General features: G+C 63.0%; 17 protein-coding genes and 1 pseudogene. 13 read left to right on the top strand and 5 right to left on the bottom strand.

Features of this window, described 5'->3' with window-relative positions:
* Positions 1-7: 7 nt before the first annotated feature.
* Both ACSKB8_RS23475 and ACSKB8_RS23470 read right to left on the bottom strand, forming a co-directional pair.
* Positions 8-1,261 (bottom strand): ABC transporter substrate-binding protein, encoded by a 1,254-nt coding sequence (locus tag ACSKB8_RS23475; RefSeq protein ID WP_438110646.1) that lies wholly within the window; start codon positions 1,259-1,261, stop codon positions 8-10.
* 54 nt (positions 1,262-1,315) lie between these two features.
* Positions 1,316-2,334, bottom strand: a pseudogene (locus ACSKB8_RS23470) (ABC transporter ATP-binding protein).
* 235 nt (positions 2,335-2,569) lie between these two features.
* Here ACSKB8_RS23470 and ACSKB8_RS23465 point away from each other — a divergent pair.
* The 10 genes from ACSKB8_RS23465 to ACSKB8_RS23420 all read left to right on the top strand — a co-directional run bounded on the left by ACSKB8_RS23465 (position 2,570) and on the right by ACSKB8_RS23420 (position 12,997).
* On the top strand, positions 2,570-3,373 hold the full coding sequence (locus ACSKB8_RS23465; RefSeq protein ID WP_438106674.1) for a DeoR/GlpR family DNA-binding transcription regulator: 804 nt from the start codon (positions 2,570-2,572) through the stop codon (positions 3,371-3,373).
* Positions 3,374-3,556: 183 nt separating this feature from the next.
* The gene (locus ACSKB8_RS23460; protein WP_438106672.1) at positions 3,557-4,951 is read left to right on the top strand and encodes an ABC transporter substrate-binding protein; all 1,395 of its coding nucleotides are present in this window, start codon (positions 3,557-3,559) and stop codon (positions 4,949-4,951) included.
* A 3-nt stretch (positions 4,952-4,954) separates the two neighbouring features.
* A complete protein-coding gene (locus tag ACSKB8_RS23455; protein WP_091898263.1) occupies positions 4,955-5,890 on the top strand; it encodes a carbohydrate ABC transporter permease in 936 nt (311 codons plus the stop codon).
* Complete coding sequence (locus ACSKB8_RS23450) at positions 5,887-6,726, top strand: carbohydrate ABC transporter permease (protein ID WP_091898265.1); 840 nt, start codon at positions 5,887-5,889, stop codon at positions 6,724-6,726. The genes ACSKB8_RS23455 and ACSKB8_RS23450 overlap by 4 nt, the downstream gene beginning before the upstream one ends.
* Positions 6,723-7,448 (top strand): ABC transporter ATP-binding protein, encoded by a 726-nt coding sequence (locus tag ACSKB8_RS23445; RefSeq protein WP_438106670.1) that lies wholly within the window; start codon positions 6,723-6,725, stop codon positions 7,446-7,448. The genes ACSKB8_RS23450 and ACSKB8_RS23445 overlap by 4 nt, the downstream gene beginning before the upstream one ends.
* Entirely contained in the window at positions 7,445-7,774 is a 330-nt protein-coding gene (locus ACSKB8_RS23440) for a TOBE domain-containing protein (RefSeq protein ID WP_438106668.1), read from the top strand. The genes ACSKB8_RS23445 and ACSKB8_RS23440 overlap by 4 nt, the downstream gene beginning before the upstream one ends.
* A 4-nt stretch (positions 7,775-7,778) precedes the next feature.
* Positions 7,779-8,552 carry a GntR family transcriptional regulator gene (locus tag ACSKB8_RS23435; protein ID WP_438106666.1) on the top strand — a complete coding sequence of 258 codons (774 nt, stop codon included), beginning with the start codon at positions 7,779-7,781 and terminating at the stop codon, positions 8,550-8,552.
* Between the two features lie 32 nt (positions 8,553-8,584).
* Complete coding sequence (locus ACSKB8_RS23430; RefSeq protein ID WP_438106664.1) at positions 8,585-10,228, top strand: arylsulfatase; 1,644 nt, start codon at positions 8,585-8,587, stop codon at positions 10,226-10,228.
* Entirely contained in the window at positions 10,129-11,205 is a 1,077-nt protein-coding gene (locus ACSKB8_RS23425) for a formylglycine-generating enzyme family protein (protein ID WP_438106663.1), read from the top strand. Before ACSKB8_RS23430 ends, ACSKB8_RS23425 begins: the two co-directional genes overlap by 100 nt.
* A 1-nt stretch (position 11,206) precedes the next feature.
* Positions 11,207-12,997, top strand: coding sequence for a chloride channel protein (locus ACSKB8_RS23420; RefSeq protein WP_091898275.1), 1,791 nt, complete (start codon positions 11,207-11,209; stop codon positions 12,995-12,997).
* A 5-nt stretch (positions 12,998-13,002) separates the two neighbouring features.
* On the opposite strand, the gene ACSKB8_RS23415 is transcribed toward ACSKB8_RS23420, so the two are convergent.
* Genes ACSKB8_RS23415 through ACSKB8_RS23405 form a run of 3 tightly spaced genes read right to left on the bottom strand, consistent with a single transcriptional unit; the run spans position 13,003 to position 16,476 of the window.
* Positions 13,003-13,725 carry a GntR family transcriptional regulator gene (locus ACSKB8_RS23415; protein WP_438106661.1) on the bottom strand — a complete coding sequence of 241 codons (723 nt, stop codon included), beginning with the start codon at positions 13,723-13,725 and terminating at the stop codon, positions 13,003-13,005.
* Positions 13,726-13,753: 28 nt separating this feature from the next.
* Positions 13,754-15,349: a GMC family oxidoreductase gene (locus ACSKB8_RS23410; protein WP_438106659.1), complete on the bottom strand. Its 1,596-nt coding sequence runs from the start codon at positions 15,347-15,349 to the stop codon at positions 13,754-13,756.
* Positions 15,349-16,476, bottom strand: a complete 1,128-nt coding sequence (locus ACSKB8_RS23405) for a mandelate racemase/muconate lactonizing enzyme family protein (RefSeq protein WP_438106657.1) — start codon at positions 16,474-16,476, stop codon at positions 15,349-15,351. The genes ACSKB8_RS23410 and ACSKB8_RS23405 overlap by 1 nt, the downstream gene beginning before the upstream one ends.
* A 121-nt stretch (positions 16,477-16,597) precedes the next feature.
* Here ACSKB8_RS23405 and ACSKB8_RS23400 point away from each other — a divergent pair, with 121 nt between their 5' ends.
* The 3 genes from ACSKB8_RS23400 to ACSKB8_RS23390 are packed head-to-tail and all read left to right on the top strand — an operon-like array spanning position 16,598 to position 19,177.
* On the top strand, positions 16,598-17,353 hold the full coding sequence (locus ACSKB8_RS23400) for an ABC transporter permease (protein WP_438106655.1): 756 nt from the start codon (positions 16,598-16,600) through the stop codon (positions 17,351-17,353).
* The gene (locus ACSKB8_RS23395) at positions 17,350-18,159 is read left to right on the top strand and encodes an ABC transporter ATP-binding protein (RefSeq protein WP_091898285.1); all 810 of its coding nucleotides are present in this window, start codon (positions 17,350-17,352) and stop codon (positions 18,157-18,159) included. The genes ACSKB8_RS23400 and ACSKB8_RS23395 overlap by 4 nt, the downstream gene beginning before the upstream one ends.
* A gap of 22 nt (positions 18,160-18,181) precedes the next feature.
* Complete coding sequence (locus tag ACSKB8_RS23390) at positions 18,182-19,177, top strand: ABC transporter substrate-binding protein (protein ID WP_091898287.1); 996 nt, start codon at positions 18,182-18,184, stop codon at positions 19,175-19,177.
* Positions 19,178-19,359: the final 182 nt, after the last annotated feature.

Here is a 19,359-nt window from a genome sequence, read left to right as displayed (position 1 = left end):
ATTTCTCTTACTTCGAGGCGCGCAGCACGCGATCGGACTGGGCTTGTGCGGCAGCCAGCGCCTCCTGCGGCTTCTGCGCCCCCGTGACCGCGGCCTGAATCGCGTCGTTGACGAACTTGTAGATGCGGCCGTTCTCGTGGACCGAGAGCTCCGGCACCGCATGCTCGAGCTGATTGCGCGCGACGGTCGCCTGCGGGAAGCCCTTGGCATACTCTTCCATCGCCTTGGTCTTGTAAGCGGCCGGCGACACGGCAACATAGCCGGTCTTCATGCTCCATTCCGCCGCGCGCTCGGGCGCCGTCATCCATTGAATGAACTTCACGGCGGCCTTCTGCTGCTCGGGCGACGCGCTCTTGAAGATGTAGAAGCTGCCGCCACCGGTCGGCGAGCCCCGCCGCTCCTTGGCCGGGAGCATAGCGACACCAAACGGGAATTTCGCGGCGTTCTTGACGGCCGTGAGGTTACCCGTGGTGTGCCACATCATCGCGGTCTTGCCTTCGAGGAAGTCGGTGCGGAGCGTCGCCCAGTCGACGCTGCCGGACGGCATGACACCGTGCTTGCGCGACAGGTCGACCCAGTAATCGAGCGCGCCCACCGTCTTCGGCGCGGTCAGATAGACCTCGGTGCCGGCCTCGTTCATCATTTTCTGGCCGTTCTCGATCGCCAACGCCTGCAGCATCCAGTAACCGTAGCCGGTCGAGGGAATCTCGACGCCCCAACGCGTGGTGTTGCCGCCGTCCTTCTTGACGAGCTTCTTCGACATCTCGACCATTTCGTCCCAGGAGGCCGGCGCCTTCTCGGGATCGAGGCCAGCTTCCTTGAAGGCGTCCTTGTTCCAATACAGTACGATGGTCGAGCGCTGGAACGGTATGCTCCAGGTCTTGCCGTCGATCTGTCCGTTGGCCATGAATGCTGGATAGAAGTCCTTGAACCACGCCTTGTCACTGACGAGGCCGTCAAACGGCACGATGGCGTTCTCGTCCATCAGCGTGAACACGTCGGTCGACAGCAGCACCGACAGTTGCGGCGGCTGCCCGCCTTTCATTGCGGTCATCGCCTTGGTCATCGTGTCCGTGTAGTTGCCGGCATAGACCGCCGTCACCTTGATATCCGGATTGTCCTTCTCGAAGCGCGAGACCATATCGTCGACGATCCTGGTGACGGGGCCGCCGACCGCCACCGGATAATACATCGTCAGGTCCACCGCGGCGGCGGGACGCGCGCCCATGGAAAAGACCGCGAATGCAGCTGCCATCAACATCGTTCGTCGCGCAAACATCTTTCGCTCTCCCTCGTTATCCCTTGACCGCCGCTGCTACCGACCGGATGCAGCCAGCAGGCCCTCCCTGACCGAACTGTCCACCCGGCATTCCGACGTCGGATCGAACCGATGCTCGTTCGCGGGGTCCCACGCCAGCCGGACATCCTCGCCGGGCTTAACCTTGCTGAAACCATCCGATCGCACCGAGATTGGCTGACCATCGATCTCGCACAGCACGATGCTGTCGGCCCCGAGATGCTCGACGGCCTTGACGCGCGCCCCATTATCGCCGTCCGACACGATGCGGATGTGCTCCGGCCGGATGCCGATGAGATGATCGCTCCGTCGCACGAGATTTATCGGGGGGTGCCAATGAACCGCGCCGTGAAGGCCGTTGCCGGCCGGTTGTAGAGCTCTTCCGGCGAACCGTTCTGCTCGATACGGCCGTCGCGCATCAGCACGACGCGGTCCGCCATCGTCATGGCTTCGGTCTGATCGTGGGTCACGTAGACCATGGTCATGCCAAGACGCTGCTGCAACGCGCGGATCTCAGTCCGCATCTCGTGCCGCAGCTTGGCGTCCAGGTTGGACAGCGGCTCATCCATGAGACAGACCCGCGCCTCCGCGATGATGGCGCGTCCCAGCGCAACGCGCTGGCGCTGGCCACCGGACAGCTGCGACGGCTTGCGCTCGAGCAGATGGCCGAGACCGACGATGTCGGCCACGCGACGGAGCCGCGCGTCCCGCTCGGCACGCGCCACGCGACGGACGCGCAGACCGAAGATGATGTTCTCGGCGACGCTCAAATGCGGAAACAACGCGTAGGACTGGAAGACCATGGAGATCTTCCGTTGCGCCGGCGTCAGGTGAGTCACGTCGGCGCCGCCGATGGCAATCGTGCCGCCGTCGGCGTCCTCGAGGCCGGCGATCAGCCGCAACGTGGTCGACTTGCCGCAGCCGGACGGTCCCAAAAGCACCAGCAGCGAGCCCTCGTCCGCCGTAAGACTGACGTCATCGACGGCGCGCATCGCGCCCCAGGACTTGGAGACATGACTCAGCGTAATCGCCGACATGGCCGGTTCGCTCTCAGCATGATGCAGCTACGTACGCTGGCGGCGGCTCGCTCCAACAGAGCAACGCAAGGCCGGTCACGACGGGCAGACCGGTCAATGCGCCCCTCCCTTTGAGCCACGCGCATTCATCGGCGTAGCGACTATTATGTTCATATGAACATAGCGTGACACCATATGAAACAGAAAATTGCGTCTTCGACGTTCAAATGATAATTTCGTTGGGAACGGAGATCCGATGCTCAGGGCCGCCACGACACGTCAGTCCCACATCCTGGAGATCGTGCGCGAGCAAGGCTTCGCCTCCATCGAGCAGCTTGCGGCACGTTTCGACGTGACGCAGCAGACCATTCGCCGCCTTGTGAATGCGCTCTGCGACCAAGGGCTGCTTCGGAGGGTGCATGGCGGGGTCAGCCTCCCCGTCCAGAACCAGAACCTCGCCTACGGCAGCAGACATAGGTTGAACGCCGACGCCAAGCGGCGGATAGCGCACGCGGCCGCCAAACTCATTCCCGACGGGACGTCGCTGATGATCGGGCTTGGCACGACGCCCGAATATGTCGCGCAGGCACTCTCCCGCCGACGGGATCTGCGGGTGATCACCAACAGCCTGAACGTCGCCACAGCGTTCGCGCAGAATCCCGATGTGGAAATCAGCATCGCGGGCGGCACGCTGCGGCCGCTCGACCGCGATATCGTTGGCGAGGCCGCTGCGCGTTTCTTCTCGGATTTTCGCGCTGATTTCGGGATATTCGGCGTCGGCGGCGTTGATCAGGACGGCACGCTGCTCGACTTCCATGTCGATGAAGTCAAGGCACGCCAATCCATCGCCGCCAATTCACGAACGTCCGTGCTCGTGGCCGACATCACCAAATTCGGGCGCAATGCGACGGTTCGGGGTGGCCACCTCGACGAGTGCCACCATCTTGTCATCGATGACCGATTGCCGGCAGCGTTCGAGCTGATCGCGCACAGGTATAGCGGTCAAATCCATACCGCCCGCGACGCTCGCGCAGATTTCGAGCGCCTTGGCAACACCTAGTCGACAACTGCACATCATCGCTGCTCAGCTCAATCGCCCCCCGGGGGCGAGGTCCGAGATCGATTCACGCTCCGCGCGGAACGGCCGGATGACGGTCCATTTTGTCGCGGTTGACTTGTTATAACATTTGAGCAAATGTCCTAACTAACCGGAAATATAAATCCGGATTTTCGGGAGGACCGCATGCCGTCATTCAAGCCGACGCGACGAACGCTACTCAAGACCGGAACCGCAGCCGCCGCTTTCGCGACGCTTGGTCCGGCACTTCTACGGCAAGCCGCCGCGCAGGACGCCGACCTCGCACCTTACAAATCCGCTCAGATCGACTGGCAGCAAGTCTCCGGCGAGACCATCACGGTCGCCGTGATCCCGGCGAGCTATTTCGAAAACCTCATCACGCTCGCGCCGCAGTTCAAGGCGCTCACCGGCATCGACGTCCGCTTCGAGAAGATTCCGCCGGCGCAGATCCGGCAGAAGAGCGTCATCGACTTGACCTCGAAGACCGGCACCTACGCGACCCACGCCGCCGACCCGATGTATTACGCGCTCTATGCCGCGAACAAATGGGTCGAGCCGCTCGGCACCTATCTGAACGACAAGGCGCTGACCGATCAGGCCTGGTTCAAGCTCGACGACATCATTCCGGCCTGGCGGAGCGCCAACGGCATCGGCGGCAAGCTTTACGGCATGCCCTATGACGGCGAAGTCACCATTCAGGTCTATCGCAAGGACCTCTATGACGCGAAGGGCCTGAAGCCGGCAGACACGCTCGAAGCCTACATGTCCAATGCCGGGGCGTTGAACACGCCGAACGATCGCGTCTGGGGCGCAGCACTGCGCGGCGTCGCCGGTGCCGGCCAGAATATGTACATCTATCCGTCGATTTTCCGTGAGTTCGGCGGCGACTGGATGAAGGGCGGCAAACTCACCGTCAACGGCCCCGAGGCCGAGGCGGCGCTCGCCTGGTACGTCGACATCATGAAGAAGTACGCGCCGACGGCGGCGGCGAACTGGAACTGGCCGGATATCGCCGACGCTTTCTCGCAAGGCACCGTCGCCAGCTACATCGACGCGCACTCGTCGGCCTCGGTCATCAACAATCCGGAAAAGTCCAAGGTGATCGGCAAAGTCGCCTATGCCCGCTGGCCCAAGGGGCCGTCGGGCAAGCGCACCACATCGATCTGGAACTGGGGCTTTCCGATCAATTCCGCACTGCCGGAGAAGAAGCGCAAGGCAACCTGGCTGTTCATCCAGTGGGCCGCGAGCGCCGAGACCCAGGCGCGCACCGCGCATAAGTTCGCCGGTCCCACCAAACGCTCGGGCGTCAACCGCACCTCGGTCTGGAAGGATCCCGACTACATCAAGCTCATGAACGGCTTTGGCGAGAACTTCGTCGAGGCCACGATGGGCGCCCTGGAGGAGGACACCGACGTCGACTGGCGTCCGCGCGTGCCGCAATGGCCGGCGATCGGCGACACCATGGCGACCGCGATTCAGTCGGCCCTCTCCGGCCAGGCCACGATCAAGGCCGCATTGGACGACGCGCAGCGCCGCATCGAACCGATGATGCGCGGCTGAGCCATGGCGACGACAGCGGTGACATCGGCCGAGATCGCGAGCGAGGCGCCTCGCAGCGATTTCGGACGCGTATTGGCGCAGCGCGAGCGCCGGTTTGCAGCGGCTCTGCTTGCACCGGCGTTTCTTGCGCTGCTCGCCACGACGACGTTTCCGCTGCTCTTCCTGGCCTACACCAGCGCATTCCGGATGGATCTGGCGATGCCGTTCACCAACGGCTTCGTCGGATTTGAGAACTACCAGGTGCTTCTCTCCGACGAGCGCTTCTGGACCTCGCTGCTGGTGAGCCTCGTCTATACCGGCTCGACCGTCGCTCTGCAGGTCATCATCGGCCTGGCGCTCGCCTTGCTGGTCATGGACATGAAGCGTGGCCAGGGCTGGTTCAGGATCATCGCCATCCTGCCCGTGGTCCTGTCGCCGGCCGTGGTCGGTATGATCTGGCGCACTTTCATGCTGGCACCGGAATTCGGCATCGTCGACTTCCTCGCGATCAATGCAGGGCTGGGCAGCAAAAACTGGCTCGGCGATCCCACGCTCGCGATGGTCTCGGTGATCGCGATCCACACCTGGCAGTGGACGCCGTTCGCGTTCATGGTGCTGCTCGCTTCGCTGGCCTCCCTGCCCGAAGACATCTACGAAGCCGCGCGGCTCGACCGAGCCTCCGCCTGGCAGCGCTTCCGCCGCATCACCCTGCCTTTGCTGCGTCCCGCGATCGTGATGGTCATCATCATGCGGACCATGGTGGCCCTGACCGCATTCGCAGCGATCTTCACCGTCACCGCCGGCGGCCCCGGCACCGCGACCGAGATCCTCAATCTCTATGCTTACCGGAAGTCCTTCACCGAGCTGTCGATCGGCTATGGTTCGGCACTCGCAGTCGCACTGCTGATCGTGACCATCATCATTTCCGGCATCCTGTTCGCGATGCGGAGGGCGAAATGACTGCAAAGCGCCTTCGCGTCTTCGCCCTGCTCGCGATTTCCATGGTCTTCCTACTGGCCTGGGCATTTCCGATCATCTGGAGCGTGCTGAACTCGCTCAAGACCGATTCCGACGTGCTGGCCTATCCGCCCAAGCTGGTGTTCACACCGACGCTGGAAGCCTATCGTGACGTGCTTTTCGGTTCGGGCTCGATCCTGCCGAACCTCGTCTCCAGCATCATCATTTCGGTCGGCACCACCATCCTCACCATGCTGATGGCGGTGCCGGCGGCCTACGCGCTGGCGCGACTGCGCTTTCGCGGCAAGAAGTTCGCGGGATTCTATGTGCTGGCAACGCAGATGCTGCCTCCCGTCGGCATCATCATTCCCTACTTCCTAGTGCTGCGGAACATTGGCTGGATCGACACCTATCAGGGCATCATCCTGATCTACCTGTCGTTCTCACTGCCCTTCGCGATCTGGCTGCTGGTCTCCTATTTCGAGGATATTCCCTTCGAGATGGAGGAAGCCGCCTATCTCGACGGCGCGAGTCGACTGAAAACACTGTGGCGCATCATCATTCCGCAGGTCCGCGGCGGCATTGCCGTGACCGTCGTGTTCGTGTTCCTCAACGCGTGGAACGAATTCCTATTCGCCGTTGTGCTCAGCGGCAACACGGTGCGACCGGTCACGGTCGCCATGTTCAACTTCGTCTCCGTCGAGCAGACGCTGTGGGCCAAGCTCGCGGCGGTCTCGGTCCTCGCCATGCTGCCTGTCGTCGTGCTCGGCGTGGTCGCGCAGAAGCATATCGTGAAGGGCCTGACGGTCGGTGCAGTCAAGGGCGGAGGACGCCGATGAGCGGCCAAGGTCAGGTCAGTTTTCGCAACATCGTCAAGATGCACGGCGAGTTCGCCGCGCTCAAGGGCGTGAATTTCGACATCAAGCCGGGTGAGTTCTTTGCGCTGCTCGGGCCATCGGGTTCGGGCAAGAGCACAACGCTGCGCATCCTCGCCGGCCTCGACGCGCCGACCGCCGGCCGCGTGCTGATCGACGACAAAGACGTCACCTCGACCGATGCGCGTGACCGCGACATCGCCATGGTGTTCCAGAGCTACGCGCTCTACCCGCACATGACGGTGGCAGAGAACATCGCCTTCCCCCTGGAGATGGCCAAGCTGCCGAAATCCGAGATCGCGCCCGCCGTCAAGGACGCCGCGCGCAAGGTGAAGATCGACCATCTGCTCGACCGCAAGCCGGGTCAGCTCTCGGGGGGCCAGCAGCAGCGCTGCGCGCTGGCCCGCGCCATCGTGCGCAAGGCGCGCCTGTTCCTGCTCGACGAGCCGCTGTCGAACCTCGACGCGAAGCTGCGGCTGGAGACCCGCGCCGAGCTGAAGAAGCTGCAGCGCTCGCTCGGCGTCACCGCGGTCTACGTCACGCACGACCAGGAAGAGGCGATGACGCTCGCCGATCGCATGGCGGTATTCATGTCAGGCGAGATTCAGCAGGTCGGCACGCCCGCAGAAGTGTTCGCCCGTCCGAACTCGATCGACATCGCTGGCTTCATCGGCAATCCCCGATGAACCTAGTTCTCGCCCATTACGTGGACGGCGACGTGATCATCGCCGGCCATCGTGTGAAGACGACGACCACGACAGCCGGCGAGCGCGATGTGGTGGTCGGCCTTCGCCCCGGCGCCCTGCGCATGACGGACGGCGGCCTTGGCGCGCGTGTCGACCTGATCGAGGATCTCGGCGATACCGCCGTGCTCGATCTCGATTGCGCCGGCACCACGATCCGCATGCGCGTTTCCGGCGGCAACATTCCCGGCGAAGGCGACACGATCTCGATCACGGCTCGTCCGCAAGACATTCACCTGTTCGATCCAGCAACACGCATGCGGCTCTGACACCATGGCTGTTCAAACGCGCAAGAAGAAACCCGCACCGCTCGGCAGCGATGTGGTCGCGGAAGGCTCGACGCCCCTGCATATCCAGATCCGCGAATCCATTCGCAGCCAGGTGCGCGACGGCAAGTTCATCGACGAGACCGGCCGCCTGATGACCGAGGCCGAACTCGGCCGACATTTTGGTGTCAGCCGCATCACCATCCGCAACGCCATCGCACCTCTGGTGAACGAAGGCATGTTCGACCGCTCACGCGGCCGCGGCACCTTCCTGCGCTCGAACCAGCCTGAGAACTGGGTCGGCCATCTCATGGGATTTTCGGAAACCATCCGCGACGCCGGCTACCAGGCTGGTGCAAAGATCCTGCAGCAGGGCATGACCAACCGGCACGACACTGCCGTGCGCGAGCAGCTTCGCGAGCGCGCCGTTTGGCAGCTTCGGCGCTTGCGGCTCGCAGACGATACACCGATCGCCATCGAGCACGCCTTCTATCCGCCGGACATCGGTCTCGAGCTCGAGAAGCGCGACCTCCTCTCGATCATCATGTACCGCGTCTTCGAGGACGAGCTTGGACTCGCCATCAAGGACGCACAGCAGACCATCAGCGCCGACCTCGCCGACGCCGGCAGCGCAAAATTGCTCGGCGTGAAGGTCGGCTCGCCCCTGCTCTCTATCGAGCGCGTCACCTTCGGCAAGGACGGGCGGGCGCTGGAGCTTTTGCGTGCCGTCTACCTGCCGAAATATTTCCGCCTCAGCATCAGCCTGACGCGCCGCCACTGACAACGCCACACGTCAATAACGAGGACACAAACATGCCGAATGGCGCAAAGACTACTGATAGCCCCAATATCCTGCTTATCCTCAACGACGACATGGGCTTTTCGGACATCGGCTGCTACGGCGGCGAGATCCAGACCCCGAACCTCGACCGCCTCGCGGCCAACGGGCTGCGTTATTCGCAGTTCTACAACACCGCCCGCTGCAGTCCCTCGCGCGCCTCGCTCCTGACCGGCCTGCATCCGCACCAGACCGGCATCGGTATCCTCACCTACAGCAACGGCCCCGAGGGCTATGCCGGCAATTTGAACAAGAGCTGCGTGACGATCGCCGAGGCCCTGAAGAGCCGGAACTACACGTCCTATCTCAGCGGCAAATGGCACATCGCCAGCAGCCTGACGGAGCCGACCGACGCCTGGCCGATGCAGCGCGGCTTCGACCATTTCTACGGCACCATCATCGGCGCCGGCAGCTTCTATCACCCGAACACGCTGACGCGCGGCAACGACAATATCGAGCACGAGGCCGAGAAGGATCCGTCGTTCTTCTACACCGACGCGATCAGCGACCAGGCAGCGGCTTTCATCCGCCAGCACAATGCAGAGAAGCCCGACGCCCCGTTCTTCGAGTATGTCGCCTACACGGCGCCGCACTGGCCGCTCCATGCCCATGACGAGGACATTGCGAAATACAAGGGCCGCTTCGATGCGGGCTGGGACAGGCTACGCGAAGAGCGCCTCAAGCGCCTCGTCGATGACGGCATCATCCATCCGAACTGGCGCCTGACCGATCGCGATCCGACCCAGCCGTCGTGGACCGACGCGGAGCAACGCGAATGGACGCTGCGCTGCATGGAGGTCTATGCGGCCCAGATCGATCGCATGGACCAGGGCATCGGCCGCATCCTGAAGGCGCTGGAGGAAACCGGCCAGATGGACAATACGCTGATCATTTTCCTGTCCGACAACGGCGCATGCGCCGAGGACATTCCGGAAGGGGTCACCGCGAAGGAGCTGGTGGACCAGCTCATGATCGCCAAGGCCAGAACGCGCGACGGCAGGCCGGTGCGCTTCGGTAACGATCCGACCTTGATGCCCGGTGGCGAGGACACCTACCAGAGCTACGGCACCGCCTGGGCCAATCTCTCCAATACACCGTTCCGTCTCTACAAACACTGGATACACGAAGGCGGCATCGCCACGCCCCTCATCATACACTGGCCGCGCGGCATCTCTGAAAAAGGCGGCTTGCGGCACAACCCCAGCCAGCTCACAGACGTGATGGCGACCATTCTCGACGTCACCGGCGCCACCTATCCCAAGGAGTACAACGGCAACGCCATCCTGCCTTGCGAGGGTGAGAGCCTCGTGCCGTCATTCGCGTCGGCCTATGGCAACCGTGGCCCGCTGTTCTGGGAGCACGAGGGAAATGCAGCCGTGCGCGTCGGCAAGTGGAAGTTGGTTCGGAACTACCCGGGACCCTGGGAGCTCTACGACATGGAGACGGACCGCACCGAGATGAATGATCTGGCTGCGCAGCATCCGGATCGCGTCCGCGAGATGACGGCTCAATACCAGCAATGGGCGAACCGTTGCGGCGTGATCCCGCGCGAGAAGATTCTCGAGCTGATGAAGGCGGAAGGGGGCACAGCCTTCTGGGAGGAAGAGAAGCAGAAATAGGACATGACGAAGGATCGTTCACACTGCTGCATCCAGCGCGTCGCCGGCAACGGACCGGCGACGGGCAACGATGCGCAAGCAGCGATCCCCCCAGTCCAACCCCGATCCTGCGCAGCTGGAGCGCACTGATCGACGGAACCTTCCACATGGGATCTGCCGACATCGGCTTTGTCGAAGACGGCGAAGGCCCGGTTCGGCTGGTTACGTTGTCGCCCTTTGCTATTGCCTGCCACGCCGTGAGCAACCTGCAATTCGGCAACTTCGTCCGTGCCACGGGCTATACGACGGAAGCCGAGCGCTACGGCTGGAGTTTTGTCTTCGACGGGCTCCTGCCCGAAGAGACGCGCACCGCGCGCACAATGTGCGTTCAGGAAACACCATGGTGGGTCCCGGTGACGCGCGCCTACTGGGCGCAACCGGAGGGACCGACGAGCAGCATCCTCGACAGGCTCGATCATCCCGTCGTCCACGTTTCCTGGAACGACGCACAGGCTTACTGCGAATGGTCCGGCACGCGTCTTCCGACCGAAGCTGAATGGGAGATGGCCGCGCGCGGCGGGTTGGACCAGGCCACCTATCCCTGGGGCAACGAGCTGCAGCCGGATGGCGAGCATCGCTGCAACATCTGGCAGGGCAACTTTCCCGATCGCAATACCGTGGAAGATGGCTATTTCGGTACCGCGCCCGTTCATGCTTTTCCGCGCAACGGATATGGCCTGCACAATGTCTGCGGAAATGTCTGGGAATGGTGCGAGGACTATTTTTCGCCGAGCTATCACCGCCTCACGCCATCGCGAGACCCCTTGAACCGCGAGCCAGCTCCCAACCGATCGATGCGTGGCGGATCCTTCCTCTGCCACGAATCCTACTGCAATCGCTACCGCGTCGCGGCGCGAAGCTCCAATACGCCTGACTCCTCGTCCAGCAATATCGGCTTTCGTGTCGTGCGCACTGAGCCGCTGCGGGATCCTTCATAGGATGGAGCCGGCACCACATCCTGCGAGGCCGGCCGCTGCCCCCGGCATCCGACTGCTGCCCCTGTTCCTGCGCAATTTCGTGCGCAATCGCGAGACTGGCCTCGTGCTGGTCGCCATCGTCGTCGGACTGCTCAACGGCGTGCTCGTGGCTGCGATCTCGAGCCTCAGCCAGTTCTCTCACGCACTGCTGTTCGACATTCCTTTCGACGCACACCTCAGTGCCACCGGCGTGATCTCGTGGCAGCGCACGCTGCTGATCCCGATGCTCGGTGGCCTGGTGCTTGCGCTGATCGGGCTGTACTTCGCCCGGCGCGTCAGGGGACAGCAGCTCGCCGACGCGATCGAGGCCAATGCGCTCTATGGCGGCCGGGTGTCCTTTCGCGGCAGCTTGCTGATCTCGATCCAGACATTGCTGTCCAACGGGTTCGGCGGGTCGGTCGGGCTAGAGGCCGGCTACACCCAGATCTGCTCAATGTTCGGCTCTCATGTCGGCCAGCGCCTGGCCGCCCGGCGCAACGACATGCGGCTGCTGGTGGCTTGCGGCGCCGCGGGTGCGATCAGCGCCGCGTTTTCAGCACCACTTGCCGGCGCATTCTACGCCTTCGAAGTCGTGCTCGGTGCCTATACGTCGGCCGGTCTCGTACCGGTCATCGCGAGCGCCGTCACCGCGTGGCTCGTCGCGCGGCAATTGACGCACCAATCCTTCCTGATGGTGCCTGGCTTCCCATCGCCGGTGTCCGTCGAAATGATCGGGCAGACGGTGCTGATCGGCATTATCTGCGCTTTCGCCAGCATCCTGGTCATGCTTGCGGTCGCATTCTCCGAGCGCTGCTTTCAGCGCGTCACGGTTTTCAAGGGAGTCGTGAGACCGATTCTCGGCGGCTTCCTCCTCGGCAGCCTTGCCTTGCTGACGCCGACCGTGCTCGGCGCCGGACATGGCGCAATGCAGATTCTGCTGGTTAGCAATCCGACCTGGCTCCTGCTCACAACCACCATTGTGTTCAAAATCCTGGCCTCCGCCATCTCGCTCGGAGCCGGTTTTCGCGGCGGCCTGTTCTTCGCCTCGCTACTGCTCGGCGCGCTGATCGGCCAGCTCTACAGCATCGTGCTGATGGGTCTTCTTCCCACCCTGGCGCTACAGCCCGGCACGGCAGCCATTGCAGCACTCGCCGCGCTCGGAACCGGCGTGCTCGGAGCGCCGTTCAGCATGGTCTGTCTCGCGCTCGAGATCACCGGCGATTTCTCCGTCACCGTTGGAGCGGTGGTCGCATCGTCGGTCTGCGCGCTGATCGTCCGCGAGCTGTTCGGCTACAGCTTTGCGACATGGCGTTTTCATCTGCGCGGCGAGGTGATCCGCGGACCGCAGGACATCGGCTGGGTCCGGCAGATGAGTGCGGCATCCCTGATGCGCACCGATTTCGAGAATGCCCTGACGACGATGCCGATTGGCGAGGCGCAAAAGCTGTTCTCGCCGGTGCAGGTCCGCCAGATCGTGCTGCGCGATCCTAACGGCATCTATGCGGGCATCGTCTCCGCTGCGACGCTACATTCCGTCGCTAATCAGGACAACGAGCTGATCGGGTCACTGGCGCAGCAAAAGGATGAATGCCTGCTCCCGAGCACGCCGGTTCGCGAGATCCTCAAGGCCTTTGAACGCAGCGAAGCCGACGTGCTCGCGGTTGTCGACCGCGCCGACCATCGCGCCGCGATCGGCACCTTGAGCGAAGCTCATGTGCTGCGTACTTACGGGGAAGAACTCGAGCGTCGGAACCAGGAACTGTTTTCGCGTTGAAGGCGCTAGGGCCGCAGATCCATATCGATCCGCACGAAGTCGCCGCGATAGGTGACCTCGCCGAGATAGATCACGGTGCGGTCCTGCGTCGTGAAGATGCGGCGGACTTCGGCCACTGGCGAGTTCAGGGGCACGCGCAGCAGCCGCGCCGCCTCGATATCCGCGGTACCGATCGTCAAGGTCTGGCGCGCACTCGCGATAGCGGGATTCCTGAGATCGTTGAGGATCGGAATCACGGTCTCGTTGCGAAATCGCTTCGGAGACCTACGAAAGATCTCCTCGTCGAGATAGATGGAAATGACGCAGTAGGGCTGCTTCTCCCGCGAATGCAGCCGACGCATGAAGACGTACTTTTCGGCCGGCTTGCCGTCCCCGGGAAGCAGCGGTGCATCGCTGCGGCTTTCCGAGATATTGATGATCTCGGGCGAGGTGTCGCGGTACATGTCGGCGAGATCGGATAGCGTTGTCTCGACCTTGAGCCACCGGTCCTGCCGCACGGTCCCCGTGACGAAGGTGCCACGGCCCTGCTGCGCCTCGATCACACCGTCGCGGGCGAGCAGCTCCACCGCCTGCCTGATCGTGACGCGCGACACACCGAACTCGGCGGCCAGTTCCTCGTTGGCCGGCAGGCGAAAACCCTGGGTCCAGACGCCGCGCGCGATCCGCTGCCGGAAGATGTCGGCAATCTGCGCGTATTTGGGGACGTGACTATCGGAACTCAATTCCATCTCGCCCTCCAGAATTCAGGTCACGTGATCAAGCCATGACCAGCGCGGCACCGCGTTCGCCGATCATCAGGCTGGTCGCATTCGTGTTGGCCGAGGTGATCTGCGGCATCACCGAGGCGTCGATCACGCGCAGCCGCTCGACGCCGCGCACACGCAGCTGCGGATCGAGGACGGCCTGCGCGTCCCTGCCCATGCGACAGGTCCCGACACAGTGAAACACCGTGCCACCCGTGTTGCGCGCAAAATCCCACAACCCGACATCATCCCTTGTTGCCTCGCCCGGCATCATCTCGATATCCCAGAGCGCGCGAAACGCCTTCTGCTGATAGATCTCGCGCAGAATCTTCAGACCCGCGACGATGGTCTTGCGGTCGACCTCCTCGGCGAAATAGTTCGGTACGATCCGCGGCTGCTCGAACGGATCGGTTGAGCTGATGGCAAGCTGTCCGTGCGACTTTCCGTGGCACTGCCAGACCGAAGCTGTAAAACCGGAATAGCTGTGCAAGGGCTCGCCAGGCTTGTCGACCGAGAGCGGCATCACATTGAACTGCACGTCCGGCCGACCGCCGACGGCGTATTCCGTGCAGGCTGCGCCGCCCACCTGCCCTGCACCGACCGTCAACGGGCCGCTGCCCGCAAGCATCCACTGCAAGCCCATCTTCGCAAGGTCGACGGGATTGCGAACCTGATCGTTGAGGGAAATTCGCTCCTTCAGGCGGACGATCAGCCGGGCCTGATAGTGGTCCTGAAGATTGGCGCCGACTTCCGGAGAATCGGCAACGATGGGAATGCCGAGCTTGCGCAGCAGGTCGGCCGGACCGACGCCGGAAAGCTGAAGGATCTGCGGCGACTGCAGCGCGCCGCCGGACAAGATGATCTCACGGTCAGCCGCCGCACTGTGGACATGACCCTTGCTGATCCACTCGACGCCGGTCGCGATGCGACCGTTGAAAACGACCCTGCTGACCTGAGCATGGGTGATGATGGTGAGGTTGGGACGGCCGGCTATGGGACGCAGAAAAGCAGAGGCGGAACTGGTCCGCCAGTGCCGCCCGATGCCGAGCTGGTAGGTGCCGACCCCCAGCGTCGTGGCGCCGTTGAAGTCGGGATTGCGCGGCAGGCCGAACTGCACGCCCGCGTCGACCCAGGCCTTCGATGCCGGATTGTCGTTGCGCAGATCGGAGACCTCGAATTCCCCGAGCCCGCCGTGAAACTGGCTCTCGCCGCCGCGGTAGCGTTCGTAGCGCCGAAAGTACGGCAGGAGTTCGCGATAGTTCCAGCCATCGGCGCCAAGGCGCTCCCAATCGTCAAAGTCCTCGTGTTGGCCCCGGATGAAGATCAGCCCGTTGATCGAAGAAGAGCCGCCGAGCACGCGGCCACGCGGCCAGACGATGGCACGACCGCCGCTCCCTTCCGACGGCTCGGTCCTGAACAGGCGCGAGTATCGCTCGTTGTAGATGGTCCGGTAGTAACCGACCGGAAGCTTCAGCCAAAAATTCCGATCCGATCCGCCGGCCTCCAGCAACAGCACGCGACAGGACGGATCCGCCGACAACCGGTTCGCAACCACGCAGCCGGCGGAGCCCGCCCCGACGATGATGTAGTCGTAACCACGAGCTGACATCAGACCATCCGGTATTGTGCGATGGAGGCAAGATCGGGCGTGATGCCGAGGCCCGCTTCGTCGCCGAGCTCGATCATACCGTCGCGGACTTCAAGCACGGGACCGCAGAAGCGATCGCGCAGCGGGTTTTCGTTGCAATCGACTTCGAGCAGCCCGTCGCCGCCGACACCGGCGAGAAGATGCGCCGACGCCAGAAGACCGATGCCGGCGCCGAGATAGTGCGGGCAAAACATCTTTCCCGAAGTCAGGATGTCGCGGGCAATGTTTGCGCAAGCCGACAGCCCGCCCCATTTGGCGATGTCGGGCTGGACGACATCGAGAACCGGCTCACGCAGCACCTCGGCAAACCCGGCGAGGCTCGCGATGTTCTCGCCGGCTGCGAGCGGAAAGTGGACGGTCTCGTGCAACTGCTTCCATTCCTGCCGGGGGCGGTCCGCACGAATCGGCTCCTCGAGCCATACGAGGCCGAAGCGCTCGAGTTGCGGTGCAAGCTCCAGCGCTTGGGCAATGGTCCAGCCCTGGTTGACGTCGGCAGCAAGCAGGCCTTTGCCCACAAGGTGGCGCAGCGCTTCGAGGTTGGCGCAGTCACCTGCCGGATCGAAACCGATCTTCAGCTTCAACGCGCGGTAGCCGCGGCCCAGGGCCGCTTCGGCCATCCGCTCGGAACCGACCGGATTGATGCCGCTGGCGTAGACCTTGATCTTGCGCCTCGCCCCGCCGAGCAGCCTCCACAGCGCGAGGTTCTGGCGGCGCGCGTGGAGATCCCAGATGGCGAGATCGATGCCGGCGATCGACTGCGCAAACGGGCCGGCTTCGCCTGATTGTAGCGCGAGGACCGAGGTTCCCTGCGTCAGACGCTCGAACGCGGCGGACGGCTCGGGCACAGTGAATCCGACAAGGGCCGGCGCAAGCACCTCGTTGACGAGCCGAGCACGATGTTCGGCACCTGGTGCAGGAAAATTGCACCACACTTCGCCCCAACCAACATGTCCATCGGCGTCTTCAACGCGGACGAAAACGGCGGGCCGATCCTTCATCCGCCCGAAGGACGTGATGACTGGCGCCGTCAGCGGATAGCGATAGCCGAAGGCCTGGACGCTTTGGATGGTGAAAGGGGAAGTTGTCATGCGGGAAAGCCTGCGACGCCTACGACCAAAGGCGCCACTTGTATGGTCATCCTATTTATAATATGACCTTGGAAAACATCAACTGCAATCCGGGTGGACGCGTCGAATGGACGGAGCTGGCGTGAGACGCTTTGGTCTCGGATTGATCCCGTGGATCGGTGCGATCCTGCTCTGGTATGCCGTTCGCTGGAGCGGCTTCGTCAACGTCTCGCTGATCCCTGCGCCGCACCAGGTGGCCGCGAAGTTCTTCGAGCTCCTGACCAAGGAAGGTCTGCTGATCGACGTCTTCGCCTCGACCAGGCGCGTCTTTCTCGGCGTCGCGCTCGGAATCCTCGCCGCGGTGCCGGTCGGCTTCCTGCTGGGATGGTACCGGCCGGCCCGCACCTTCGCCGACCCCATGATCAACTTCTTCCGCGCGCTGCCGCCGATCGCGCTGATCCCACTGGTGATCGTCTATTTCGGCGTCGACGAGGTCGCAAAACTCGTCATCCTGTTCTACGCCTCGTTCTTCTCCGGCGTGATCGTGATGTATGAGGGCGTCTCGCAGATCACGCCGCTCTACATCCGCGTGGCGCAGACGCTCGGTGCCAACCAGAGCGAGATTTTTCGCAAGGTGATCATTCCCCTCACCGTCCCGCACATCCTCACTGCGCTGCGCGTCGCGCTCGGGGTGGCCTGGGCGACGCTGGTCGCATCCGAGCTGATCGCGGCCCAGCGCGGGCTCGGCGCCATGATCCAGAATGCCTCGACATATTTCCTGCTCGACGTCATCTATGTCGGCATCATCTGCATCGGCCTGATCGCGCTGATCATGGACATGATCCTGCGCAAGATCACGGCGCGGCTGCTGGTCTGGCAGGACCGGGCGATCGCATGACCAAACGCGCGCAGTTCGACAAGGTTTCGCTCTCCTTCGAGACGCCGAAGGGCCGTCTCAACGTCGTCGAGGACGTCAGTTACGACATCAACGACGGCGACTTCATCGCGGTGATCGGGCCGTCCGGCTGCGGCAAGACCACGATGATGAGCATGCTCGCCGGCTTCCAGAAGCCGACGACGGGCAAGGTCCTGTTCGATGGCCGTCCCGTCGCCGGCCCCGGCCCCGAACGCGGCGTCATCTTCCAGGAGTACGGCGTATTCCCCTGGTTGACCGTGAAGCAAAACATCGCCTTCGGCCTGACGCTCAACGCCAACCATGTCGCAACCGCCGAGCGCGACGCGATCTGCGATCACTATCTTGCTCTGATGGGCCTGTCCGACTTCGCCAATTCCTATCCGAAACATCTGTCCGGCGGCATGCGGCAACGGCTTGCGATCGCGCGGGCCTATGCGGTGAAGCCGCAATTCCTCCTGATGGACGAGCCGTTCGGGGCGCTCGACGCCCAGACCCGCTCCAACATGCAGAACCTGCTGCTCAAGGTACTGGAGACCGAAGGCAAGACGGTCATGCTGATTACCCATTCCGTGGAAGAGGCGATCTACCTCGCATCCCGCATCGTGGTGGTGACCGCGCGGCCGGCGCGGATCCGGGAGATCATCGACGTGCCGTTCGCCTATCCGCGCGACGAGTCGATACAGGAGCGTCCGGAATTCGCCGAACTGCGAAGCCAAATCAGGCAACTCGTGATGGACGAATATCGCGCCCAGCAGGCGCAGATGCGTCCGGTCTCATTCTCGGAATAATCATAAAGCGGAGGAGCGACCTATGGATCGGCGACAATTTTTGACCACGACGGCAGGCCTTGCACTGGGGACCTTCACGGCCACGGCGCCTGCGATCGCGCAGGCGAAAACAAAGGTCCGCGTCGGCTATCTTCACACTGTCGCCGTTGACGGCCAGATCTGGACCGGCATGGACCGCGGCTCCTTCGAAAAGCAGGGCCTCGATCTCGAGCTGCGACAGTTCAACACCGGCCTGGAAATCTTCCAGGCGCTGATCGGCGGCAGCCTCGACGTGCTGGCAACCGGCGCCGTGCTCTCGAACTTCCCGGCCCGTGGCCAAGGCAAGGTCTTCCTCATCAACGACATCGAGGTAGCGACGGCGCAACTCTGGGTTCGCGGTGATCAGGGCATCAAATCGTTCGAGGATCTGAAGGGCAAGCGCATCGCGACCGCGACCGGCACAACGGCGCACGTATTCCTGGATACCGCGCTTCGTGCCAACAAGGTCGATCCCAAGGAGGTCGAACTGGTCAACCAGACCATGCCGGCCGCCGTGACCGCCTTCATTTCCGGCGCAGTGCCTGCCGTCGCGCTCTGGGTGCCCTTCAACGTGACAGTTCGCGACAAGGTGCCCGGCGCAGTCAAGCTCGCGGATGCGTCAGCCTATTATCCAAAGGCAGCGATCATCGGCGGCTGGGCGGCGGCTAACGATTACTACGAGCCAAACAAGGAAACACTGGCAAAGCTCATCAAGGGCTGGGCCGAGGCGAACGACTTCATCATCGCCAACAGCGCGGAGGCGATGGAGAAGCTCCAGAAGGGTCACTACAGCCAGACGCCGATGGCCGACATCAATGAGTCGTTCAAGGCTCAGAAGATGTTCACGTCCAAGGACTGGAAACGCATGTACTCGGATGGGACCGTCACCAACTGGCTACAACAATCGACAGATTTCTTCATGGCCAACGCAGGCATCAAGGACTTCACGCCGGCGAGCAAATACTTTGACCCGAGCCTCTATTTAAAGACTATCGCCTAGATATCAGGGGGCTGAGGGGATTTGTGTCCGCGCCGAACACCAACTGCGCGGCGCGCCCCAATTTTCTCGGGCTCTGCTGTCGTATCCGGCACGTGTTGCGCACCGGAGTTTAACACACTGTCCCTTCTGCACGCTCAACCGCGCTGCCGCGCTCTGTTGTCCAGATAGCCATGGATTGCCGA

Origin of the sequence: Bradyrhizobium sp. BR 1432, assembly GCF_051547705.1 — a bacterium.
GTDB classification, from domain to species: domain Bacteria; phylum Pseudomonadota; class Alphaproteobacteria; order Rhizobiales; family Xanthobacteraceae; genus Bradyrhizobium; species Bradyrhizobium zhanjiangense.
The sequence above is the reverse complement of the archived record's forward strand: the minus strand, read 5'-3'. Positions and strand labels throughout refer to the sequence as shown.

What these genes read in the sequence shown, in the direction of transcription:
- ACSKB8_RS23425 (WP_438106663.1), top strand. Translation starts at nt 10,129, where the DNA reads ATGGGCGAACCGTTGCGGCGTGATCCCGCGCGAGAAGATTCTCGAGCT.
- ACSKB8_RS23420 (WP_091898275.1), top strand. Translation starts at nt 11,207, where the DNA reads ATGGAGCCGGCACCACATCCTGCGAGGCCGGCCGCTGCCCCCGGCATC.
- ACSKB8_RS23475 (WP_438110646.1), bottom strand. Translation starts at nt 1,261, where the DNA reads ATGTTGATGGCAGCTGCATTCGCGGTCTTTTCCATGGGCGCGCGTCCC.
- ACSKB8_RS23460 (WP_438106672.1), top strand. Translation starts at nt 3,557, where the DNA reads ATGCCGTCATTCAAGCCGACGCGACGAACGCTACTCAAGACCGGAACC.
- ACSKB8_RS23430 (WP_438106664.1), top strand. Translation starts at nt 8,585, where the DNA reads ATGCCGAATGGCGCAAAGACTACTGATAGCCCCAATATCCTGCTTATC.
- ACSKB8_RS23445 (WP_438106670.1), top strand. Translation starts at nt 6,723, where the DNA reads ATGAGCGGCCAAGGTCAGGTCAGTTTTCGCAACATCGTCAAGATGCAC.
- ACSKB8_RS23390 (WP_091898287.1), top strand. Translation starts at nt 18,182, where the DNA reads ATGGATCGGCGACAATTTTTGACCACGACGGCAGGCCTTGCACTGGGG.
- ACSKB8_RS23450 (WP_091898265.1), top strand. Translation starts at nt 5,887, where the DNA reads ATGACTGCAAAGCGCCTTCGCGTCTTCGCCCTGCTCGCGATTTCCATG.
- ACSKB8_RS23440 (WP_438106668.1), top strand. Translation starts at nt 7,445, where the DNA reads ATGAACCTAGTTCTCGCCCATTACGTGGACGGCGACGTGATCATCGCC.
- ACSKB8_RS23465 (WP_438106674.1), top strand. Translation starts at nt 2,570, where the DNA reads ATGCTCAGGGCCGCCACGACACGTCAGTCCCACATCCTGGAGATCGTG.
- ACSKB8_RS23435 (WP_438106666.1), top strand. Translation starts at nt 7,779, where the DNA reads ATGGCTGTTCAAACGCGCAAGAAGAAACCCGCACCGCTCGGCAGCGAT.
- ACSKB8_RS23415 (WP_438106661.1), bottom strand. Translation starts at nt 13,725, where the DNA reads ATGGAATTGAGTTCCGATAGTCACGTCCCCAAATACGCGCAGATTGCC.
- ACSKB8_RS23455 (WP_091898263.1), top strand. Translation starts at nt 4,955, where the DNA reads ATGGCGACGACAGCGGTGACATCGGCCGAGATCGCGAGCGAGGCGCCT.
- ACSKB8_RS23405 (WP_438106657.1), bottom strand. Translation starts at nt 16,476, where the DNA reads ATGACAACTTCCCCTTTCACCATCCAAAGCGTCCAGGCCTTCGGCTAT.
- ACSKB8_RS23395 (WP_091898285.1), top strand. Translation starts at nt 17,350, where the DNA reads ATGACCAAACGCGCGCAGTTCGACAAGGTTTCGCTCTCCTTCGAGACG.
- ACSKB8_RS23410 (WP_438106659.1), bottom strand. Translation starts at nt 15,349, where the DNA reads ATGTCAGCTCGTGGTTACGACTACATCATCGTCGGGGCGGGCTCCGCC.